The sequence below is a fragment of the Desulfocicer niacini genome (assembly GCF_054657595.1).
In genome coordinates, this window is sequence record NZ_BAAHYK010000026.1 from 35,838 (window position 1) to 57,597 (window position 21,760).

Sequence of the window (21,760 nt, forward strand, 5' to 3'; positions counted from 1 at the left end):
GTTAAATTGGTTGATAAATCCAAAGCCTCCCGCAACCCGTCTTGACCTGGCCGCGGGAATCATTGACCCGCCATGACATCTAACTCCGCTTCAACACTCCCGGTTTTTATTCATTTTTTGTCCGCATTTTCGGGAAGCTGTTTTTCCAAGCAAAGGCTTCAACATGTATATCAAATCGCTCTCCCTGGACGGGTAAGGCGATATCATGCACTGATAGTAAAGCGCTTCAACAGATATCCGGTTGCGCATGGCCATGCAGATGGTGTTAATCATCCCGGTCGCGTGATCGGAGAGGAGATGGGCACCGATCAACATACCGTCCTCATCCATCATGATTTTATAGGCCGCATGGGTCATACCGATTCGTTTGTATGTCGGCCAGTCAAGGTTTTGATCCGTGCTTGTGATATATGACCTTCCCTCCTCTTTCAGCTGTTCTTCGGTTTTGCCCACCATGGCCAACTGGGGGTAGGTGAACAGAACAACAGGAACCGTATGGTAATCGATGGGATTTAAATGTGTTCCGTCGGAACCATTATCCATGATGGTATTGGCAGCTATCAACGCCTCATAATCAGCAATCCGGGCCAGTTTAAGGGTTTGAGAGCAGTCGCCGACTGAAAAAACCCGGGGATTGGTTGTCTGCATTTTTTCGTTAGTTAAGATGCCCTTGTTTGAAAAGTCGATATCAGCTTTATCAAGACCCAAGGTTTCAATGTCAGCCACACGTCCGGCGCCATGGACAACCAGATCGGCTTTGAAGACCCGGCCGTCCTTGGTGTAAACACTGAATTCCTGATTCGTTTTTTCTATTGCCGTGATCTGAACCTTATTGTGAATCCGGATTCCGGCATCCTCAGATGCTTTTGACAAAAAAGAGACCATCTGGGCATCAAACGGTTTAAGCGGTCGCGGACCCGCCTGCAAAATGGTTGTCTGCCGGGACTTGTTTCTGCAAAGATGGGTGGCAAAATGAGCAAACTCAAAGGAAATAAATCCCCCACCAATAAAAACAATTCGAAGGGGCAGGTGGGCCAGTTCAAGAAACTGCCGGCTGGTAGTTAAATACGCTGCCCCCTCCATTTTCAACGGCCTGGGGCGCGCCCCTACAGCAATGACAAAATGATCTGCCGAAATAACCTGTCCCCCTGCTGTCAAGGTCTTATCATCTTGAAATTCAGCTTCACCATGAATGATATCTATCCCTTTTTTCTTCAATCCGGAAATAGTGTTTTTAGGCACGGAATCTGTAAAGCGGTTTTTGGCCTTCAAAAAATCGGACCAGCTGGTCTGGGGTTCTTTAAGAATCCCCTTTCCTTTCAGGTGATGAGATTTGGCAGCCAGCTCGGCCCCTTCATAGAACCATTTTTTTGCCTGGCACCCCCTGAGCGCACAGGTACCGCCGGCCTGATCGCTCTTCTCTATCACAGCGATCTTCAGGTCCTGCTTGACCATCTCATAAGCGGCGGTCTGTCCGGAAGTTCCTGATCCGATAATTACAACATCGTATTTTTTCATGGTTTCCTCCTGATCCCACTGAACTATGATTTTTCGTTAAACCTTTTATGTAAATGACGTATTCTACTGCTGAAAACTGAACAAATCTGCAGGGCAATACCGGGATATTCCATAACAATTTCTTTGAATTCCTGCTTATGAAGTATTAAAAATCTTGATTCTGAAACCGTTTTTATTGTTGCAGATCTTGGCGCATTGTCAATAAGGGCCATCTCTCCAAACGCGCCTCCTGACTCAATTTTATCCATAACTATTTCTTTTCCATCCGGTTGTTCCATGATAACGTCTACGTTGCCATCTATTATCAGGAAGACTGTCTCACCCACATCTCCCTGCTTAATGACCGCTTTTCCTTCAGGGTAATCAAGTTCCTTGGCTATAGCGGCTATGGCTGCGAGCTCACTGGCAGTCAGTCCTGAAAAAATCTCTACTTCTTTTAAAAGAAGTATTTTATCGGCAAGAGAAATATCAGTCGAATCTATTCTGTCATCATTTGTATCTTGATCTTTCTTCTTGACCGTCATTTGTACTTCCTTTCGGATTATATGATTGTCTGAATTTTTAATCTCTTCAAGCATATCATGCCCTTCAAGCAATGAAGGCTCTTCCCGGGCGAGGCCAAGGCCCATTAAATTATCCACCCAGTCTTCTGATGCAAGAAGATGAGAGAAAACATCCTTGCCCTGGGAATCAAACCTGGGTATCTTTGAGACTTTTTTGCCTTCTGACAAGGCAACTGACAATGAAGGACTCTCAAGAAGAGGCAGCATGGCATTAAAAAGCTTTTTATCTAATATATCACTTAAAAGCTCTATTGAATTTGCCCTCTGCCGTGTATCAAGAGAAAAAATGCCCAGCCATGCTGTTTTCATTCTTCCGGTCTGGTCATTAATGGATAAAACCCGTATAATATTTTCAAGCGCCAGTTCTTTTTTCTGAATTAAATGTTCCATAACAAGATTTCTTAACTTGCTTTCAGGTCTGTTTTCAAGGTTCTGGCTCATGGCAAGATAATTATAACAGTTGCCCAGTTGCTCTTTAGCAAAAAGAAATACATCAATCTCCTTGATATCAAGTGTTTCCAAAAGTTCAAACAATTCTTTTCGAATCCTGGTGGAGGGGAGGGCCAAAGATTTGATTAAAAGTTTATTGTTTTCATATTTTGATTCTCTAATTTTATCTTTTACAAGTTCACGAATTGTTTTTGAGCTGTCTCCTAAAAGAAGAACCGCCTTTGACAGCACTGTTTCATCATTGATTTCAATTGCAGCAGCAGCTGCGTGACGGATTTTTTCTGACCTGCTGAATAAAAACGGCATTAGTTTATCGTTTAAATCTTGGGCCTTCAGCCTTGACAGCGCAATGATAACATCTGGCATTAAGCTTTCTTTTTTCTCTTCGGACAATATCTTTTCTAAATCATTGATATATTCTTTTTGGCCAGTAAGCCCGGCACTTATAATGCCTGCTTTACGTCTTTCTAAATTGTTGGATAGCAATTCTTTGTCAATTATTTTTTCATACTCAACGGGGTTGTTAAGATACATGCACCCTATTGCAAAGCCCCTTATCACAGGATTCTCATTATTTTCATACGCTCTTAAATCAACATCTTTTATATCTTCAAATCTATATTTTACACCTAACTTTAAAATGGCTATGGTAAGTTCAGCTTCATCCGGATCAAGAAGGCTTATAATTTTGTCTGCAGATGTCCAGAAGGTTTCCGAAGTAAGCATCTTTATTAAAGCTATTTTTGTTTTCTCATCCTGATCATCAATATTTCCCAATATAATTGAATTAAAATCCTTTGTAGAAAAATTTTTCAGTAATTTTGCATACCAGACAGCATCATCACCCTTTGCGCTTAAATATGATTCTTTAAGTTCTTCTAACGCTTTTCCTTCTTTAAAAACCTGAACCAGTTCTTCTGGTTCAAGACTTTTAAGATCTAAAAGATTATTTGCTACAAGATCTTTTAAGATAACAGCGTATTTATATTTTAAAATTACAGGTGCTGCCATCCATGCGATAAGGAATGGCAGTGCCACAAGTGTTAAATATCTTGGATGAAAATAATTTTCTGAAACAAGAATCAGTCCAGAGCCTAAAAAAAGAGCGACTCTGACAACAGTCCCCCTTAAAAATGACCGTACCATACTCCTATAGGAGACTGGAAACAACCCCATTAGAACACCCTTGGTCGGGACATTAATCGTCGTTCTTATTATGTTGATAGACATTTTGGCATACATTGCCGAAAAAATATCAAACCTGAAAAGAAATGCAAAAAGAGCAATAATATAATTGAACGGATGGAACATTAAAGCGACGGGAAGTCCCCATTTACCGTAGATTTTTCCAACAAACAGAAGGATGAATAGACTTACAATGTTCAACCCTCCCCTGAAATAACCAAAAAACTCTATCATGCGGGCTTCACTTGCAAACTGATTATTAATGGCAAAATTAAACTGGTAGTTCATTATGGGGACAATGACATTGGGCATAAAAGTTAAAACCAGGACTATTTTAAAAAGAGTGGATTTCTTTATAAGAGGAATCATGGTTTTAAACTCTTCTACTATTGATTTTTTATTTCTTTTCTGATCGTTTGTTTCCTTTGAAAATACCAGTGTTGGATAACTTCTGGCCATTAATTCTACAAGAATGGCCCCAAGAAAGGTTGTACCCATATAAAGATATAAAAGATTATCCAACGCAAAAAGTCGTGCAAAATAGGGTGTGCCAATACTTCCGAGTATCAGACCGATTACACCACCGGCAGTTACCAGCGAAAAGAATCTTTTCGACTGTCTCGTATTGAATAGGTCATTTGCAAGATTCCAGAATAAAAGTGCCTGCAGAAGTGCAAACTGGCTTTTCAGCATAAATAATACAGGATAAATAATATCAAACCCCATTGGAATTATAAGGCGGATTACAACAACCGTTATCCCGCAGAAAATGAAAACATATGATAAAAGTCTGCCGCTGGCCACCTTGCTCATGGCAGCAGTTAAAAAGCCTGTTATGACAAAGGTGGCAATAGAGTTGATCATGTTGACAATAGGAAGGTATTCAACACCATAACGCTTTAAAAATGCTGTTTCAGCAAAATTATTTAATATGATGCCGGAACTTCTGACAAGAAACAGCAATAATGTTGTCCATATTAAAAGATTGATTTCATCTTCATAGACATTAAAAAGAGAAAGCGCTTTTTGCTTCACTTAGGGGACCTCAAGAATAAGTCTGAACCCTGTGGTCTGAAATTTTGATACAGGATGGGCATACGTACGGTTGGCGCTCCTGCAGAATTCCCCTGAATTAAACCAGCTGCCCCTTCTTACCCTGGAGGATGAAAATATCATCACTCGCCAAAGATCCTCCTGATAAAATGAAAAGAATACAAACAATGGCCACAAAAATAGAAAAACGTCTGTAAAGATTTTCCTTCATAACATGGCAACTCCTTTTTCAGGGATGAAATTGGCATAGCGATGCTCCCGTCCTACATTTTATTTGCCTTGTTGGTGATAGTTGCATTAAAGGATAAAAAGACTGAAGCGTAAATGTGGGTTTTTACCCATTAATGAAGAAAAAAGTATGTACAACCCATGTCCAATCCACAGTAGTGTTGGAAAACCTGTATTTGAAACTGTTTTGGAAAGAGAAAAAAATACTACCCAAAAATAATTTATTCCTTAGTCCTTTTATTCCTTAGTTCTATTGATCATTATGGCTTAAAGTCTGTTAAGAAATTAATTAACTCTTAATATTAACAGGATTAGGACGCTACTGGAATCTTTTATAAATACATCAATTTGTCTGTCAATATACTTGAATAACCCCATTTTTATCTATTCAAGATTTCCTTATGCTATATGTATGAACGGCAGCAGGAAAAATGCTGAAACCGAATTCTTTTTACGAGTTCATCAATAATAAGGAGGTTGATCATGTTAAGAAGCATAAATGAAATTATTGGATATACCTTTTTTGTCAAAGAAGATGATGTCGGAAAATGCAAGGACCTATTGTTTGATGACCAACTCTGGACAGTTCGTCACATGGTGGCAGATACCGGCGGGTGGCTTATGGATAAAAAAGTTCTTATTTCGCCGGTGATGGTTCAAATTACAGATTGGCAGATGCAAAGCATCTTTCTTGAGATCACCCGTGAGCAGCTTGAAGAATGTCCCTCACTGATGGAGGATGAACCGATTTCCCGAGAGCATGAAAGAAAAATGTTCCAGTATCTAAATTACCCGTATTACTGGGCGCACGACGGCCTTTGGGGGCCTGGAGCATATCCGGCAGTGATGACTCAGATCCCTGATAATTCCGCACAGAAACATGATGAAGAGACATTGGAGGAGGAGGAGGAGAAGGTGGAAGAAAATCATCTGCGCTCATTTAAGGAAGTAAAAGGTTACGACATTGAAGCAAGTGATGGAAACATCGGATACGTGGAGGATTTTATCCTGGAGGATAAAACTTGGGCCCTCAGATATGTGGTGCTTAATACCCGGAACTGGCTGCCAGGGGGAAAAAAAGTCATCCTCTCTTTGAATTGGGTAAAAAAAGTCAGCTGGGAGCAATCAACTCTTTTTCTGGATATCAGTAGAGAGCAGGTTGAGAATAGTCCTGATTTTGACCCTGAAAAACCGGTGAACATTGAGTATGAAACTCGCCTGTACGACTATTATGGTCGGCCTTTTGAAAAAAACATTACGAAAAAGCTTCAGAGAATGATTGCAAATCCGTTTAAATAGAATTTGATGCCATTTTATCAAAACCACCTCCATTCAAGGAGACATTCATCGGAAACGTTTATCAAACAAAAAAGCCGGATTTTACATCCCGGATAAAAGGGCTTGAAAAAGGCCCCTGTATCTTTCGCGGGGCTATGATCCGGAAAAAGCCAATGCAATATTGCAGGATTTATAAGGAGATATACTATGAGCTTTGCTTTTGATGAAATACAATTGACTGAAGTTCCCGCAGGGACAATCGTCAGACTCATTTTTACAGACACGCTTAAAAAAGAGGATTATGAACACTTTGTTCCAATGGTGGAAAAGATCATGGAGTCCAGGGATAAAATCCGAATGGTGATTGAGCTTCGTGATTTCAAAGGGTGGTCAGCGGGTGCGATGTGGGAGGATACCAAATTTGGTCTGTCCCATTTTAATGATATTGAACGCCTGGCCATTGTGGGCGATAAACAATGGGAAAAAACCATGACAGTATTTATCAAACCCTTTACCACAGCAACCGTAAAGTATTTTGATCTGGATGCACTTGATGCGGCCAACGCCTGGATCAGTGAATGACATGCTGTGTTCTGATAATCAGGCAGGCTTGTTTCAAACGGATCAAATTCAATGTTATGAGCCTGCCTATACATGGACCCTATATAGGGAAGACCGCAACATCGACGTCGGATACAAGCAGAATCTAGAATTCCATATCTGGCCGGTTAGAAGTGGGTAATAACCGCAAATTTGGCGATGAGATTTTGGCTGTGCCCTGACAGACCGAGCCCCAAAAACGAAAAGAATCACCACAAAGTAAATTCCGACCACGCCTGTGATTATTTATTTCTGAGCAGTGTCAGCATCTATCTGTTCTTTCACGGTTTCAAGAAAAGTTTTTGTTTTTTCAGCAATCAGATCCCATTCCGTCTCAATGCCCACAAGGATTGAATCCCATGCATCCAGTTCCTGATTTGGCTCTGCCTGGTCAACGGACAATGCCTGAGCGTGCTGGTGGAGCATGGATTCATAAAGGAGCAACAGTTGTTCAACAGATTTTTCCCTGCTGAATTCTTCAGCTGTCTTACGCGCACCTTTACGCCATTTTTTAAGGTTTTCCGGCTGGGATGCCATTTTTTCGATCTGCTTTGAGAAATCTTCAGGATCTGTTTTTTCATGCATTAAAACACCGTTTTGTTCGTGGACCATGACATCACGCACACCCGGTCCGTCCAAAGCAATAACAGGGACGCCGGCAGCCATGGCTTCGGTCAGTACCATGCCCTGGGTTTCTGAAAGGGAGCTGAAGGCAAACAGGTCCATGGCGTGGTAAGCATCCACAAGGGATTGGCCCCTGAGGCTGCCGGTAAAAATCAGGCTGGATTCCATATGGTACGTTTTAAAGATTTTCAGGATGTTTTCCCGCATCGGGCCGTCCCCCACCACCATAAAAATCGTATCCGGTCTGTTTTTTGATACACTGGCGACAGCCTGTGCCAGATAGGAGAGATTTTTCTCTGCTGCCAGACGACCCAAATGCCCGATGACAAACGTATTTTCAGGAATATCATACCTGCGCCTGAAACCGGCACCGTCCCCCCGGGAAAAAAGCTGTATGTCCACTCCGGTGGGAATAACGGAGATCTCTTTTTTCACCCCCCTTTCCGTCAACAATGTGGCGATACTCTGGCTGGGAGCAATAATATGGTCGCACAGATCCGCATACTGTGTGGAAAGATTGGCTGCAAACTGCTGTACCGCATCAGCATCCATATTGATGTGGTGGACGTATTGCTCATACAGCGTATGGTGGGTGAACACTAGGGGCAGGTGATGCTGCCGTGCCGCACGGAAAGCAGTGTCTCCCATAAAGTAGGGATGATGGCTGTGGATGATGTCCGGCCTGAAATTCTCAATGGCTTCAGAGAGGTAGAAAGGGATCGGCAGCCTGAGCGAAAAATCACTGCCGCTGACTTCCGTGATGGCCGGCACCCGTATGATTCCAGCTTCTGTTTTATCATGGGCTTCGCAGTCGGGGAAAACAGGGGCCACCACCAGCACCCGGTGGCCAGCATTCCTTAAATCCGACACAAAGGTCTGGATCGACCTGGCCACACCACCGACGTGGGGCAGGTAGGTGTTGGTAAACATGCAGATTTTCATAAAAATCTCCTATTAAAAATCTTAATATTAAAAAACTTGGCTGGTTTTTCAGAGTTGAAAATTATTATACGCCAGCAGCGCCTGCCGATGAATAAATGGTCATTGGATTCGAGGGTACAATTATTAGAAAAATTTCAGATACGGACGTCATGCCGAAATATTTTCCGCCAGATTCGGATATCGGAACCTGGGCATGAGAGCACTTTTAATTTTTTTATTAAGGCACCATTTGTCATGACTTTTCATACCACTTAAAATATAGGGTAGAATCAGAAAATGAAATAGAGAAATTCATGCATATTAATGTTAGAAATCCTGTATTTGATACTGTTTTTATGATCATTTCCTGTGATGAGACGCTTTTGCAGGTTGATCATCGGAATTTTGGTCGGATACACCCATGTCCAATCACAGAAGAGTTGATATAATTAATTGTAAAGTTGAATATTTTTAACTTGTTGTTTTGTTTGTTCACAATGACCAATGGAATATCCAGGAAAAGGAGACGCTGCTTGAGCTTATTTCAAACCGATCAAATTCAATGTTATGATATCAAAGGGCAAATCATTCCCTGCACTGGAACCGGCCAGGATGGTGATACCCGAAAAGGAGCACTGTGGCCGGAGCCCCGTTTTATTCACCACAGGGAAACTGTCACAGACCGGTTGACAAACCTTATCTGGCCAAGGGATGCCGGGTTGACCGATTTTCCGTTATCCTGGCAGGAATCATTTGATTTTATAAAGCAGATGAATGGAACCGATCAATATGGATTGAACCAGTGGAGACTTCCCAGCCGATCTGAATTGTTCAGTTTGATCAGTCATGACCGGATCAATCCGGCCATTGTCCAGCCTGATCAATTTTTCAATTTATTTAATGGGTATTATTGGACAGCAACACCTTGCGCAAGATATCCCGATCAAGCCTGGTATGTCCATCTGGGCGGAGGGAGAGTCGTAAAAGGCATGATCCACAGATCTTATATGGTCTGGCCCGTCCATGACAGCAGTTCTAAGAATAATAAACCTTGTAAGAACGAGGTGTTGTCAAAGAAACGATTTGCCCTGTCAGAGGATATGGTCGAGGACCGTGCCACGGGATTGGCCTGGCTGCAACATGCAGACATCCTGGAAAAAGCGGTTACCTGGCCCGATGCGCTGATCGGAATTAAACAAATCAATCATGAAAAAAGATCGGGTTATAATGACTGGCGGCTGCCCAATATCCGCGAATTGGAAAGTCTAATTGACATCAATGCTCATTCTCCAGCCATTGCCGGAAAAGATCAGTTTAAATCTGTTCGTTCATTTTACTGGTCTTCAACAACCAGTTGTTATGAGCCTGCCTATGCATGGACACTATATACAGAGGACGGCAACATCGGCGTTGGATATAAGCAGCATCCTGAATTCCATGTCTGGCCGGTTAGAAAAAGCAGAAGCCATGCGTAAAGATGGCCAGACGGTCTTGTTTGTCGGAGTTGACGGGAAGCTTGCAAAGCATTGGCATGATGGGACAAAAGAGATCTGACATGAGAGGGTAAATGAGTATGATCAAAATACAAATGTTAAAGCAATTCTATGCGATGATATCGGCGGGACCCACACCCGGCTGGGCATTTTCGTTCAGGGAAAGTGATAATCATTGATCCTTGGAAAAAGGACAATATAACAGAAGACATTTTATATCAATTCTTTATCTACCTCGAAATATACCTCGAACTGCACCCATATCTATTACATAACTACTGGCTGTTAAATACATAGTATACTGTATTTGATTTGTCCGTGTGCCGGGGTATATTTTTGATATAGATTGTTTTAGTTTTATTGTGTTTCAGGGAAAGTTTGGATCAAGCTACTCATTAAACATTATTTCCGTTTTGTTTTCAAATTGCAAAACACAACTCACTACTTATTACTTACGAGTAAAGGATGGAAATCTATGAATAAAAAAGAACTCTGCCAGAAAATCGAACAGGTATACCCGGACATCGGAAAATGTGGGATCGATATGGATGTCGCATATGATAATGATAACAGCCGCTGGAAGGTTTCCTTAAAAAAGGGTAATAAGTCCTTGGAAACCTTTTTGGAACCCGGCGATGCAGAACTATGCATGGAAGGCCGCCAGTGCGTCAACCTGGGTATTGAAATCAGCCAGCTCAAGGATAACATCTGAAACAGGAGTGTTCGCAGCACTATGCCCGATAACGGGGCTAATTCAACAGTAAAAGAGGATTCACCATGATATTTAAAAAATGGTTGCCCTGGAATTTTATATTGAGACTGGCAGCGAAACAGTATAATTTTCTCGACCCCGTAACCTTGATGGCCCGTATACGCCAGTTTGGGCAGCCATCAGAGGTAATGGAACCCATCGAACTGCTTCGCGCAGGCCTGGTGTTTCATGCCAGGGGCATCATTAACACCCGGGCCTTTCAATATAATCTGGACTGGGTATGGCCGTACTGGGTAACCCGGCAGTTCAATCCAAGGGACACCTCTTTTATCCCGCGGGGCTTTTCTTTCAGCCATATCAATGTCACCCAGCGCAACTGGACAGCATTGGGACATCCGGATGTGCCTTTATATCCAGTGGTTGATCCCAGAGGGCTTTTAACACCGATGTATGATTCCTGGTCTGTTGATACATGGATACTCTCCCAAAGCGGGGAATTAATGCTGCCGTCCAGGGAAAAGAGCGTGGAGCAGGTTCTTAATGTGGAACAGGAGATGGATATCGTCACCCGGAGTCGAAATAATGGTATGAAGCTTGACTCTCGGGCTGCTTTGGCCTTTAACAAAAAAGATAAACCGGAAGTGATTCTGTCTGCCACTGCCGGTATTCGGGATGAAGACGGATGGATGATTATTGCGTTGAGGCCCTATAATCCTGAAGGGATCCAGTTCATTGATCATATCACGGCCCATGATGGAAAAGAACGACTGACTGTCAATCAGATACATTACGTTAAATTTGAAACAGCGGCGGAAAAGATTTTGCTGTCATCCTATGCCGACGGCGATGTGTATTTTTCCCTGGACCGCTCACAAAGCGATGGGGAAATCGAGTGTCCCATTGGTATGGCAACAGCTGCAGCTTTCTTTCCCATAAAAAAAGATCAAGAGACAACGGTGAAAATAAAAATTCCCATTGATGGGGAAACATCCCCGGATGGTGAACCAATCCATATTCCTGAGATATCGAAAAGGCAAGCACATCCGGCCGCCGCAGAGCTTGAAATACCGGAAGAGCGGTTTTCATTTTTATTCAAGGCTGCCAGGCAGACCGTGCTCATGCTGACGGCCGGGGATGTCTATCCGGGACCCTATACCTACCGGCGGTTCTGGTTCAGAGATGCCTGTTTCATGATCAACTCGCTTTTGGGGCTCGGTCTGTCAGGGCGCAGCCAAAAGCTGATCGCCAAGTTTCCGGACCGACAGACAATGACCGGGTATTTCCAGTCCCAGGAAGGGGAATGGGATTCAAATGGCCAGGTCCTCTGGCTGGCAGACCGGTACAGCCGTCTGACCAACGAACGCTTTAGTGGCGCACTGCTGGATTCGTTTATGAAAGGGGCCCGGTGGATTGCCCGAAAGCGGCGGGATAAAAAAGACGGCAAACGCCATGACGGTCTTATGCCCGCTGGCTTCAGCGCAGAACACCTCGGTCCGAACGACTATTATTTCTGGGATGATTTCTGGGCGGTCGCCGGTTTGAATGCTGCGGCAAGGATAGCTGAAAACAGTTCGGAATACGACCGGGAAGGAGATGATTTTACCCTGGTTGCAGAAGCTTTTGGAGATCAGATTATTCAAAGCGCTACAGATTCACCCGGATATAGATCACACCAGGCGATCCCGGCTTCCCCGTACCGCAGGATGGATGCCGGTGCCGTCGGATCCCTTGTGGCAGATTATCCGCTTCAGATCACAGCACCCGGTGATCCCATGGTCATGAAAACCCTTGAATATCTCATGGACCACTGCTTTATTGATAATGCTTTTTTCCAGGATATGATTCATTCCGGCCTTAATGCATATTTGACCCTTGATATGGCTCAAACTCTTTTGCGTAATAATGACAACCGATACAGGGACCTTGTCCTGGCCGTATCAGATTTGGCATCGCCAACGGGCCAGTGGCCCGAGGCCATTCATCCGATTACAGGGGGTGGCTGCATGGGAGACGGTCAGCACGGCTGGGCAGCGGCTGAATGGATCATGATGATGCGCAGTCTATTTGTCCGGGAGGAAGGCGATAAACTGATCATCGGCTCTGGACTCTTTCCTCAGTGGCTTAATAATGATGGAAAGTTGATGTTTGGTCCAACACTGGTCCCGGGAGGCAGGCTGACGGTCCGCTTTGAGAAAAAAAGAGACCGCCTGACCCTCTACCTGGAATCCGGTGTCAAGCAGCCACTGACCTGTAATGTTCGTGTCCCGGGCTACAAAAAGGCAGTTATTGATACCTCCACTGCCGAATATGAACTGGAAAAGGTATAAAAACTCAGCATGGTCAGATCCATAATCACCAAATTCAGCGGTTGTTTCAAGTTTAGCATTGCAATGGCAGACAGTCCGTTGCAATTAGACAGTAAGGATATTTATAATTGATAAAAATTTATTCCACGACTTTTCAAAACACTGGATTTACCCGAAATCCATACTTCTGGCTATTTTTATTTTGCTTGCTGGCGCCGTTGTCTCAGGCCCAGCCTCAGGTCACGCCTCAGACCACAGCATCCGAAGATAATGCGACAATCAAAACACTCAATCAATCTATCGAGACGATAACGCTTCGCAGGAAAGCGCTACAAGACAAACGGGAAGAAATCGCTCAGCGCTTAACTCAGGCATCGACTGACGAAGCAGAAATATTGCAACAGCAACTCTCTCTTTTTATTCAAACCGCAACGGTTCTTACGGAACAAATTAACGAATGGAATCGGAACCAGAAACTCGATGCTAATCTACTATGTGCTAATCGCTGACTATAATTTATATATGGATGCCCAACAACGCATTAATCTTGAAATTTATCAGCAATTTCAACAAGAAGGCATCGAATTCGCGTATCCAACTCAGTCGCTGTATGTGCATAATAAGACAGTGGTTGGACCGCCAATCCGCAGAAAAACAGTGTGCACTGTTAATAAAATTAACGCATAAGATTTCATATAACTGCCACGGGCAGACCGTATTCTGATCCGGCTTTGCCCACAACGAAGCTTGAAATACGCCCCTGATTTGCGGAGTATTTCATATAAACAAACTTGGTGGCTCACCGCCATAATTGAAATGATGAAACTACCCAAAAGAGGGGAACTTTCTTATAAACCGTCAGTTCAGTGACGGATAACATCTAACTCAAAAATGGAGATAATATCATTATGTCAATCAAAGATAATTTAATTAGTAAACTTGAATCCCAGATTGATGCTTGGGATAAGGAAATTGAAGCCGCAAATGCTGAAGCTAAAAAAAAGGAAGCCCAGGCGGAAACTGAAAAAGCTGGGGCCCTTTTAAAGCAAGGCATCATGGATAATGTGCATTCGCTGCAAGATAAAATCGATTATGCAAATAGAAAAATAAATGAAATCAGGAATGCGGGCGAAGATCGTCTTGATGAATTCAAATCACAGATCAATGACTGGCTGAAGTAAACATTAACTCCCCTCACCGTTCATGGAGAAGGGCTGGGGGGTGAGGTAAATGGGCACGTTATTTTAAACTGGTTCCTTAGCGTCCACTTTACGTTAAAAATAATCAAGGAAAGGAGTTTTATATGATACATCATCATTTATCGGTCGAAGATCCGGCCCCTGGGTTTACACTGATTAATCAATTTGGAAAAAAAGTCACACCCATGACGTTGGCGGGCACTAAAACACTGCTCTCATTTCATCCCCTGGCATGGACATCAGTCTGTGAAATTCAAATGCGGACCCTGGAACTGAAAAAATCCGTATTTGACGAATTGGGCGTAATCGCATACGGCATCAGCGTGGACAGCGTACCTTCCAAAAAAGCCTGGGCAGAGGTCATTGGAATGAGTGAAACCAATCTGCTGGCCGATTTCTGGCCCCATGGAGAAGTCGCTGAAAAATATGGATTGTTTATTAAGGAAAAAGGCATTTCAGGACGGGCCAACATATTGATCGGTAGCGACCAGACCGTCGAATGGATCAAAGAATATGAAATTCATCAGGTGCCCGATATCGAAGAAGTAATCGAAATTATTTCATCAAAAAAACAATAATATAGGAGAAAAATCAATGGCTGCAAAAAAACAGGTTTATAAATGTGAAGCGTTGGATAAAAACCTACATTTACCCCCTCAGTCTTAATGTTATTTAATAAACCCATCACAAACAATAACCCTAGTGTCTTGATCACGATGGACATGTCTGGAGGCAATCCAAGAGAATGTACTTTCAGAACGTCGACAATGTCCGTGAGAAGGTCACCAACCCTCAGATCTTTCAATGGAAGGGCCAGATAGGAATCCATGAAAGCCCTCCAATAATCAGCCCGAATCAGGCGTTGGGATCAGCGATTCAGCAATCGGGGGCCTGACAGATCAGGAGATCCTATTCTTGAGTTAAATAAAAACATCCTATTGAACACCCTGGAAACCAACGTTTTCGGACCTCTTTTTCTCTGCCAGGCCTGTATACCCCTGATGAAAAAAAGGGGATACGGCCGGATTGTAAATCTGGCCAGCACCCTGGGTTCACTGAACGAGATGGCGAGTTCGGACAGTGACACAGATATCATCCTTTCCAGTGCATACCGATTGTCGAAAACCCTACTGAACGGTATTACTCTTCTCCTTGCCAGGGAAGTGCGCGGAGCAGTATCATCATGGTCGTCTTCACACAGCTTCACCTGGTTGTATCGTATTGGGCGGTGCGCACCCGCATTCAGGGCTGGATAGAACACCTGGCAGAAGCACGATCTATGGCAGTTCCAAAAATCCCAGAAAAGCACCGTTTTAAATTTATGTATTGTATCCTGAGTTTTTACAAGAATAGTAACGCCAGATGCTGAAAAAATCTGTAGGTCTGTACCCTACTGCCAAGGGCCAATCAGAAGTTTCAGCATTTTTAGTTTAAAGTTTCACCACCATTTTGCCCTTGTTCTTTCCTTCAAAAAGATCCAAAAAAGCCTGTGGAATATTTTCAAACCCGTGTCGGATCGTTTCAGCATATACACAGGAGCCATCGGACTCGCCGTCGCCTTTGACCGTTTTGAGATTGCCATAACCTTGAGTATGCTCAACTTTCTGACACTCTGGCTGGTTGGCCGATTTAAAAAAAAACAACCATAAGGAGTGAGTCAATTAGTGATCCCAAGGGCAAGCCCTTCTGCAAGCCTTGCCACGGCAAGTTCACGAACCGCCAGTCTTGCGAGGCTGGTGCACGGTGCCCCCTCCTGAATCAATCAACACCGAAAGTTGAATTGACACATTTAAAGCACCTGATATATAGTAGGTAAAATTTTTCAAAAGGACAGATTAATAACCATAGATTCTTTATGAGATATAGAGGATTCACCCATGACAGCAGATAACGATTCCACCGATCATAAAAAAGACGTTTCTTTTCTTATTGTAGGCATCGGCGCTTCTGCCGGAGGGTTGGAGGCTTTTCAGAAATTTTTTTCCGGCCTGCCCGATAATCCGAATATGGCATTTGTTTTGATCCAGCATCTTGATCCCAACCATGAAAGCATGATGCCGGATTTACTTTCCCGCCATACAGGCCTGAAGGTGATGCAGGTTAAAAAACAGACAGCGGTGGAAAATAATACGGTATATATTATTCCTCCCGGGAAATATCTGGGATTTGAAGATCACCACCTGGTGCTCTCCGATCCGCCTGAAAGCCGGGGAATGAGAATGGCAATTGATTATTTTTTTAAAACGCTGGCAGAAAATCTGGTTGAAAAAGCCATCTGTATTGTATTGTCTGGAACCGGATCTGACGGCACCATGGGGCTCCGGGAGGTTAAGGCCAGCGGCGGACTTGCAATTGTTCAGGACCCGGATACCGCCCAGCATGACGGCATGCCCAGAAGTGCCATCAATACAGGTTCTGTAGACCGCATCCTGTCCCCTGAACAGATGCCTGCACTTCTATTGGAGTATGCCAAGCATCCTTATGTAAACGGGGTGAACAAAGGCCCTTCTGAGCCTGCCCCTGAAAATGACTTCCTGCTCGAGGAGATCCTGAACCTGCTGTATGCAAAGACTGGCCATGAATTTAAACATTACAAGAAAAATACTCTGGGTCGCCGGATCCAGCGGCGCATGTCACTGAATCATATCGGAAAGGCCGGAGACTATATTGAGCTGTTAAGAAACTCCCAGCAGGAGAATGAAGAGCTTTTTAAAGACCTGTTAATTAATGTGACTGCCTTTTTTCGCGAACCGGCGGCCTGGGATATCCTGAAAAAAAAAGTAATTCCAAAACTGATCGATCGCTGCAACGGAAACCATCCGGTTCGGGTCTGGACCCCGGGATGCGCCAGTGGTGAAGAAGCTTACAGCATCGCTATGCTTCTTCATGAAGCACTGGATAACAGTGAAAAAAGATGCGGTATTCAGATTTTCGGAACGGACATTGATAAGGATGCATTTCAGATCGCCCGAAACGGCCGCTATCCGGAAAGCATAGCTGCCCAGGTCTCAGAAGAGCGGCTTGATCGGTTTTTTACAAAAGAAGAAGGGTTTTTTGTTGTAAAAAAACAGCTGAGAGAATCTGTGGTGTTCGCGCCACAGTCCCTGATCAACGATCCGCCGTTTTCCAATCAGGATCTGATCATCTGCAGGAATTTATTGATCTATCTTAAAGCGGCCACCCAGTTGAAAGTAATTCGTCTGTTTCATTTTGCTCTTAAAGACGACGGGTATCTATTTCTCGGGAATGCTGAGACCATCGGCAGCCAGAAAGATCTGTTTTCACCGGTTTCAAAAACCTGGCGGATTTATCAAAGAATTGGCGGTGTACGTCCCCACGATCTTGAACTTCCGGTTTTCAGGACATTCAAAGACCGCTATAATGAAGGAAAGGCCGGTCCAGCCCGCCGGGAACGGGTTCTAACTCCAGCCAGTATCACCTGTGATGCACTGGTAAAACACTATGCCCCGCCTGCTGTTTTGGTTGACAGAAATCTGGAAATCCTTTTCTATCAGGGGGATACAAGCAAGTTTCTAAAGCAGCCCGAAGGAGAACCAACCCGGAATATTCTTGAACAACTGATCCCAAGTCTTCGCACCCAAACCCGGTGGCTGCTTCAGAAAGTAATTGAAACACACCCCCCCCATTCCATTGATCGCAGCTTGTTCACTCATCCGGACGGGACTCGGGAATATGTAACTATAGAGGCCATTCTTCCATCCACGCCCCCTGAGGCAAAGGGCCTGATTCTGGTCACGTTTACCACCGGAACAACACATGAGACAGATATTGTTTCACCCAAACCCGATTCTAAAAAGGATGGATCAGAGGATACTGACATTCAGCAGCTGGAAGACGAACTTCAGATTGCCAGAGAAGAGCTCCAGTCCACAGTTGAAGAAATGGAGACATCCAATGAAGAACTCAAGGCTTCCAATGAAGAGGTCATGAGCATGAATGAAGAACTCCAGTCAACGAATGAAGAGATGGAGACCAGCAAGGAGGAGCTCCAGTCTCTGAATGAAGAATTGACGACGGTCAATAATGAACTTCAAGAAAAGGTATCAGAGCTAGAAGAGGCCAATGATGATATGGCCAATCTTCTGTCCAGTACACACATACCGACCATTTTCCTTGACCGAGAATTTCGCATAAAACGATTTACCCCTGCGGCAACTCAAGTCATGCATCTTGTGGGCTCGGATACCGGCAGGCAGATTATGCATATTGTTCAACGGTTTCATGATCCTGATCTGATTGAGGATATACAGAAGGTACTCAAAGATCTGATTCCCATAGAACGCGAAATTTCCATGAAGCACGAAAATCAGTGGTATATACGTCGCGTGCTTCCCTACCGAACCCAGGATGACCGGATTGCGGGGGTTGTCCTGACCTTTGTTGATTTTACCCAGCGCCGAAAGGATCTTGAGGAGATCAAAGCCAAGGAGGATCAGCTGCGCAAGGCCATACTTCTGGCTCCTTTGCCGATCATATTGTTTGCTGAAGATGAACAGATCCTTCTGGTCAGCCGTACCTGGACGGAAATTACCGGCTATGAAGCGGAAGAGCTCAAGACCATCTCCCAATGGACCCAAAAAGCGTATGGTGACAAGGATACCAAAGTGAAGGAACATATTCAGCATGTTTTAGCGGCTGAAAAACAGATTGATGAGGGCGAATTTGCCGTCATGACCAAAGCAGGTGTGGAACGGATCTGGCATTTTCATTCCGCCCCTCTGGGAAGGCTCAGAGACGGCAGACGAATGATTGTGGGCATGGCCATTGACATGACCACTCGCAGGAAATATGAAAAGGATCTGGAAGAAAAAGAAGATCAGCTTAAACGGATCAACAAAGACCTGGAACTTAAGGTTACGCAACGAACCAGGAGGCTGGAAGAAAAAAACAAGCTGCTTGAGAAAATGGCTATGGATCTTTCCCAGGTAGAACAGCGGGAAAAGCGAAAGCTGGCGTCAACACTTCATGATAATCTTCAGCAGCTGCTTGCATCGGCCCGGTTCCGTCTGGAAACCTATTCGCGTAAAGCAGACAAAGAGGATACCCAAGCCATCGATCAAATTCTCCAATTATTGAACGATGCCTCAGCGGCCTGCCGCGATGTCACCCTCAACCTGGCTTCGCCGGTTCTTTATGATGCCGGGCTTTTAAAGGCGCTGAAATGGCTGTGCAAAAATTCCAAAGATAATCACGGTCTGGAAGTTTCCTGCACGATCCCGGATTCGGATCAGCGATTCTTTGATCAGGATACGGCTTTTTTTATTTTCCAGAGCATTAAGGAACTGCTTTTTAATGTTGTCAAACATTCCGGACAAACCCGGGCCGGACTGTCGGTCGATATCAAAGAAAACAGTTTTCTGATCATCCGGGTAAGTGATGAGGGGTGCGGGTTTGAAGTTCAGGAGACCGGAGATGGTTTTGTAAACGGTGGCGGGTACGGCCTGATCAGTATTCAGCAGCGAATGGCCTTTATTGGCGGCCGGATGGAAATACAGTCTTCTCCGGTTGAAGGTACCTGTGTGGATATCATTCTTCCGATCAATTTAAAAGACGGGCGTAAAAGCGGTGAAAAGACTGACAGCAGGAAACGCGAATTAAAAACTAAAGATAACTGCCAAATAAGCGTCCTGCTTGTTGATGATCATCCGATTTTCAGGGAAGGTTTGAAAACGCTTCTTGAAAATGAAAAAGATATCGTTGTGGCGGGGGAGGCCGTAGATGGTGCGGATGCGGTTGAAAAAGCAAAAGCTCTGGAGCCCCAGGTGATTCTTATGGATATCAATATGCCTGGAATGAATGGTATCGAAGCAACACGAAAGATATCATCAATTTTGCCCCATATCTGTATTATCGGATTATCGGTTAATGCTGAGGATGATATTGCAGAAGCGATGCTTTCAGCCGGCGCTGCTGCATATCTTTTAAAAGGGGGTGCACCGGATGAACTGCTGGATGAAATCCGAAAAGATTGTTAGAATACTAAAGGCACAAAGAAGCGATAAGGACGATGTCTTGTGTTTGCATGTCAGTCCGTTTTCAGACATTTAGGGACGTGCAAAAAATTTATAACATCAGCCCTTGATGCCCATGTAAAAAGTCGAAAACAAATAATCTCAGGCAGGACATTCGAAATAGTTACAAAGGAACATAATAAAATATGCAAGCTCTGCTCTACAGCGTCCGTTTTTCAGTTGTCTTAAAATATTTTGGCCAGCTCAACCTTGTGCTGGCAGCGCTGGCGCTGGTTCCCCTCACGGTTTCCATGCTTTTTGGCGATTATCCCATCAGCATGAGATACATGGTTGTAACCGGCGTTTTTCTGGCTTTTGGCGGAGGACTTTCACGGTTACCAGCTCCCAGGCGCATACAGACCAACGAGGCTATGACCGTAACGGTGCTTGCATTTCTATTCAGCCCCCTTGTCATGGCTTACCCGATGATGGGCTCGGGGTTGAGTTTTTTGGATGCTTTTTTTGAAGCAGTCTCGGCCGTCACCACAACTGGACTAAGCGTTGCGGCCACGGTTGAGGATAAGCCAGAAATCTTTTTGTTTGCCCGAGCATGGATGCAGTGGTACGGGGGGCTGGGTATTGTCATTCTGGCACTGGCCGTGATGATAGAACCCGGCCAGGCCGCTAGGCGGTTGGGAGACTTGGGAGATTACGAAGAAGATCTTATCGGTACCACCCGTTCACATGTCAAATATGTTCTGCTGGTATACGGCATTTTGACTTTTAGCGGCATCGTTGTGCTTGCGACACTTGGTACCGGCTGGTGGGATGCCCTGCTCTATATCTTTGCGGCCGTTTCCACCGGTGGCTTCGCCCCCTATGATAATAGTCTACTTGCCCTGGGGGGCACTGCACCCCAAGCGGTGGTTCTGATATTTTCTGTAGCAGGGGGCATTTCGTTTATCTTTTATCGACGCCTTTTTCGGGAAAGCTGGCAGGTTATGCTTCATGACCAGCAGATTCAAGCCTTCCTAATTGTCTGCTTGATAACGACATTGATGCTGACTTTTTTTCTTTGGTTCGAAAACCGGATGCAATTTTTCGAGGCACTGGTCCAGGGTGGATTCAATGGACTTTCCGCCCAATCCACAGCGGGCTTCTCTTCCATGGATCTTTCACAGACCGGTCCCGGTGCAAAAATCATATTTATTTTTTCCATGCTTTCGGGTGGCTGCCTCGGTTCCACAGCAGGCGGAGTGAAGATGCTCAGGCTGTTGATTCTGATGCGTCTTTTCAAACTTTTAGTCTTGAAAACCGGTACATCTAAACACACCGTCTCCTATATCAGCTTGGGAGGAAGCCAACTGAACACGGATGAGCTTTTAAGTGCATTAAGCGTTATCCTGCTTTATATAGTTGTAATAGTCTTTTCCCTGCTGCCATTTGTGGCAATGGGATATGATCCGCTAAATGCGCTTTTCGAAGTGACATCTGCCATCGGTACTGCCGGGCTTTCCACTGGGATTACAAGCCCGAATCTTCCCTCTTTCCTAAAAGTAGTATTATGTGCAGATATGCTGATGGGACGGGTGGAGATAATTGCCTGGATTGTGATATTGACCCCTCGAACTTGGATTGGACGAAGAATGGAGGAATAA

The 21,760-nt window shown here is 44.3% G+C and carries 14 protein-coding genes; 11 read left to right on the top strand and 3 right to left on the bottom strand.

All coding sequences use genetic code 11. The features are described from left to right. Positions 1 to 90 precede the first annotated feature (90 nt). Positions 91 to 1,518: a dihydrolipoyl dehydrogenase family protein gene (locus ACYQ2M_RS14850; protein WP_459917146.1), complete on the bottom strand. Its 1,428-nt coding sequence runs from the start codon at positions 1,516 to 1,518 to the stop codon at positions 91 to 93. A 23-nt stretch (positions 1,519 to 1,541) separates the two neighbouring features. Continuing rightward, entirely contained in the window at positions 1,542 to 4,751 is a 3,210-nt protein-coding gene (locus tag ACYQ2M_RS14855) for an Npt1/Npt2 family nucleotide transporter (RefSeq protein WP_459917147.1), read from the bottom strand. A gap of 729 nt (positions 4,752 to 5,480) precedes the next feature. Between ACYQ2M_RS14855 and ACYQ2M_RS14860 the strand changes: the two genes are divergently transcribed. Next, the gene (locus tag ACYQ2M_RS14860) at positions 5,481 to 6,296 is read left to right on the top strand and encodes a PRC-barrel domain-containing protein (RefSeq protein WP_459917148.1); all 816 of its coding nucleotides are present in this window, start codon (positions 5,481 to 5,483) and stop codon (positions 6,294 to 6,296) included. A 186-nt stretch (positions 6,297 to 6,482) separates the two neighbouring features. Beyond that, on the top strand, positions 6,483 to 6,857 hold the full coding sequence (locus tag ACYQ2M_RS14865; protein WP_459917149.1) for a SpoIIAA family protein: 375 nt from the start codon (positions 6,483 to 6,485) through the stop codon (positions 6,855 to 6,857). A gap of 264 nt (positions 6,858 to 7,121) precedes the next feature. On the opposite strand, the gene ACYQ2M_RS14870 is transcribed toward ACYQ2M_RS14865, so the two are convergent. Then, positions 7,122 to 8,441: a glycosyltransferase gene (locus ACYQ2M_RS14870; RefSeq protein WP_459917150.1), complete on the bottom strand. Its 1,320-nt coding sequence runs from the start codon at positions 8,439 to 8,441 to the stop codon at positions 7,122 to 7,124. A 512-nt stretch (positions 8,442 to 8,953) separates the two neighbouring features. On the opposite strand from ACYQ2M_RS14870, the gene ACYQ2M_RS14875 reads away from it, so the two are divergent. From ACYQ2M_RS14875 to ACYQ2M_RS14915, 9 genes are all read left to right on the top strand, one after another. Continuing rightward, positions 8,954 to 9,895 (top strand): Lcl C-terminal domain-containing protein, encoded by a 942-nt coding sequence (locus ACYQ2M_RS14875; RefSeq protein WP_459917151.1) that lies wholly within the window; start codon positions 8,954 to 8,956, stop codon positions 9,893 to 9,895. A 493-nt stretch (positions 9,896 to 10,388) separates the two neighbouring features. Next, positions 10,389 to 10,625, top strand: coding sequence for a hypothetical protein (locus ACYQ2M_RS14880; RefSeq protein ID WP_459917152.1), 237 nt, complete (start codon positions 10,389 to 10,391; stop codon positions 10,623 to 10,625). Positions 10,626 to 10,690: 65 nt separating this feature from the next. Then, entirely contained in the window at positions 10,691 to 12,952 is a 2,262-nt protein-coding gene (locus ACYQ2M_RS14885) for a hypothetical protein (RefSeq protein ID WP_459917153.1), read from the top strand. A gap of 107 nt (positions 12,953 to 13,059) precedes the next feature. Continuing rightward, positions 13,060 to 13,440, top strand: a complete 381-nt coding sequence (locus ACYQ2M_RS14890) for a hypothetical protein (protein ID WP_459917154.1) — start codon at positions 13,060 to 13,062, stop codon at positions 13,438 to 13,440. Positions 13,441 to 13,839: 399 nt separating this feature from the next. Beyond that, on the top strand, positions 13,840 to 14,112 hold the full coding sequence (locus ACYQ2M_RS14895) for a hypothetical protein (RefSeq protein WP_459917155.1): 273 nt from the start codon (positions 13,840 to 13,842) through the stop codon (positions 14,110 to 14,112). A 122-nt stretch (positions 14,113 to 14,234) separates the two neighbouring features. Continuing rightward, entirely contained in the window at positions 14,235 to 14,708 is a 474-nt protein-coding gene (locus tag ACYQ2M_RS14900) for a redoxin domain-containing protein (RefSeq protein WP_459917156.1), read from the top strand. 276 nt (positions 14,709 to 14,984) lie between these two features. Further along, complete coding sequence (locus ACYQ2M_RS14905; protein ID WP_459917188.1) at positions 14,985 to 15,386, top strand: SDR family NAD(P)-dependent oxidoreductase; 402 nt, start codon at positions 14,985 to 14,987, stop codon at positions 15,384 to 15,386. A gap of 621 nt (positions 15,387 to 16,007) precedes the next feature. Further along, the gene (locus ACYQ2M_RS14910; RefSeq protein ID WP_459917157.1) at positions 16,008 to 20,126 is read left to right on the top strand and encodes a chemotaxis protein CheB; all 4,119 of its coding nucleotides are present in this window, start codon (positions 16,008 to 16,010) and stop codon (positions 20,124 to 20,126) included. 182 nt (positions 20,127 to 20,308) lie between these two features. Next, positions 20,309 to 21,760: a TrkH family potassium uptake protein gene (locus tag ACYQ2M_RS14915; protein ID WP_459917158.1), complete on the top strand. Its 1,452-nt coding sequence runs from the start codon at positions 20,309 to 20,311 to the stop codon at positions 21,758 to 21,760.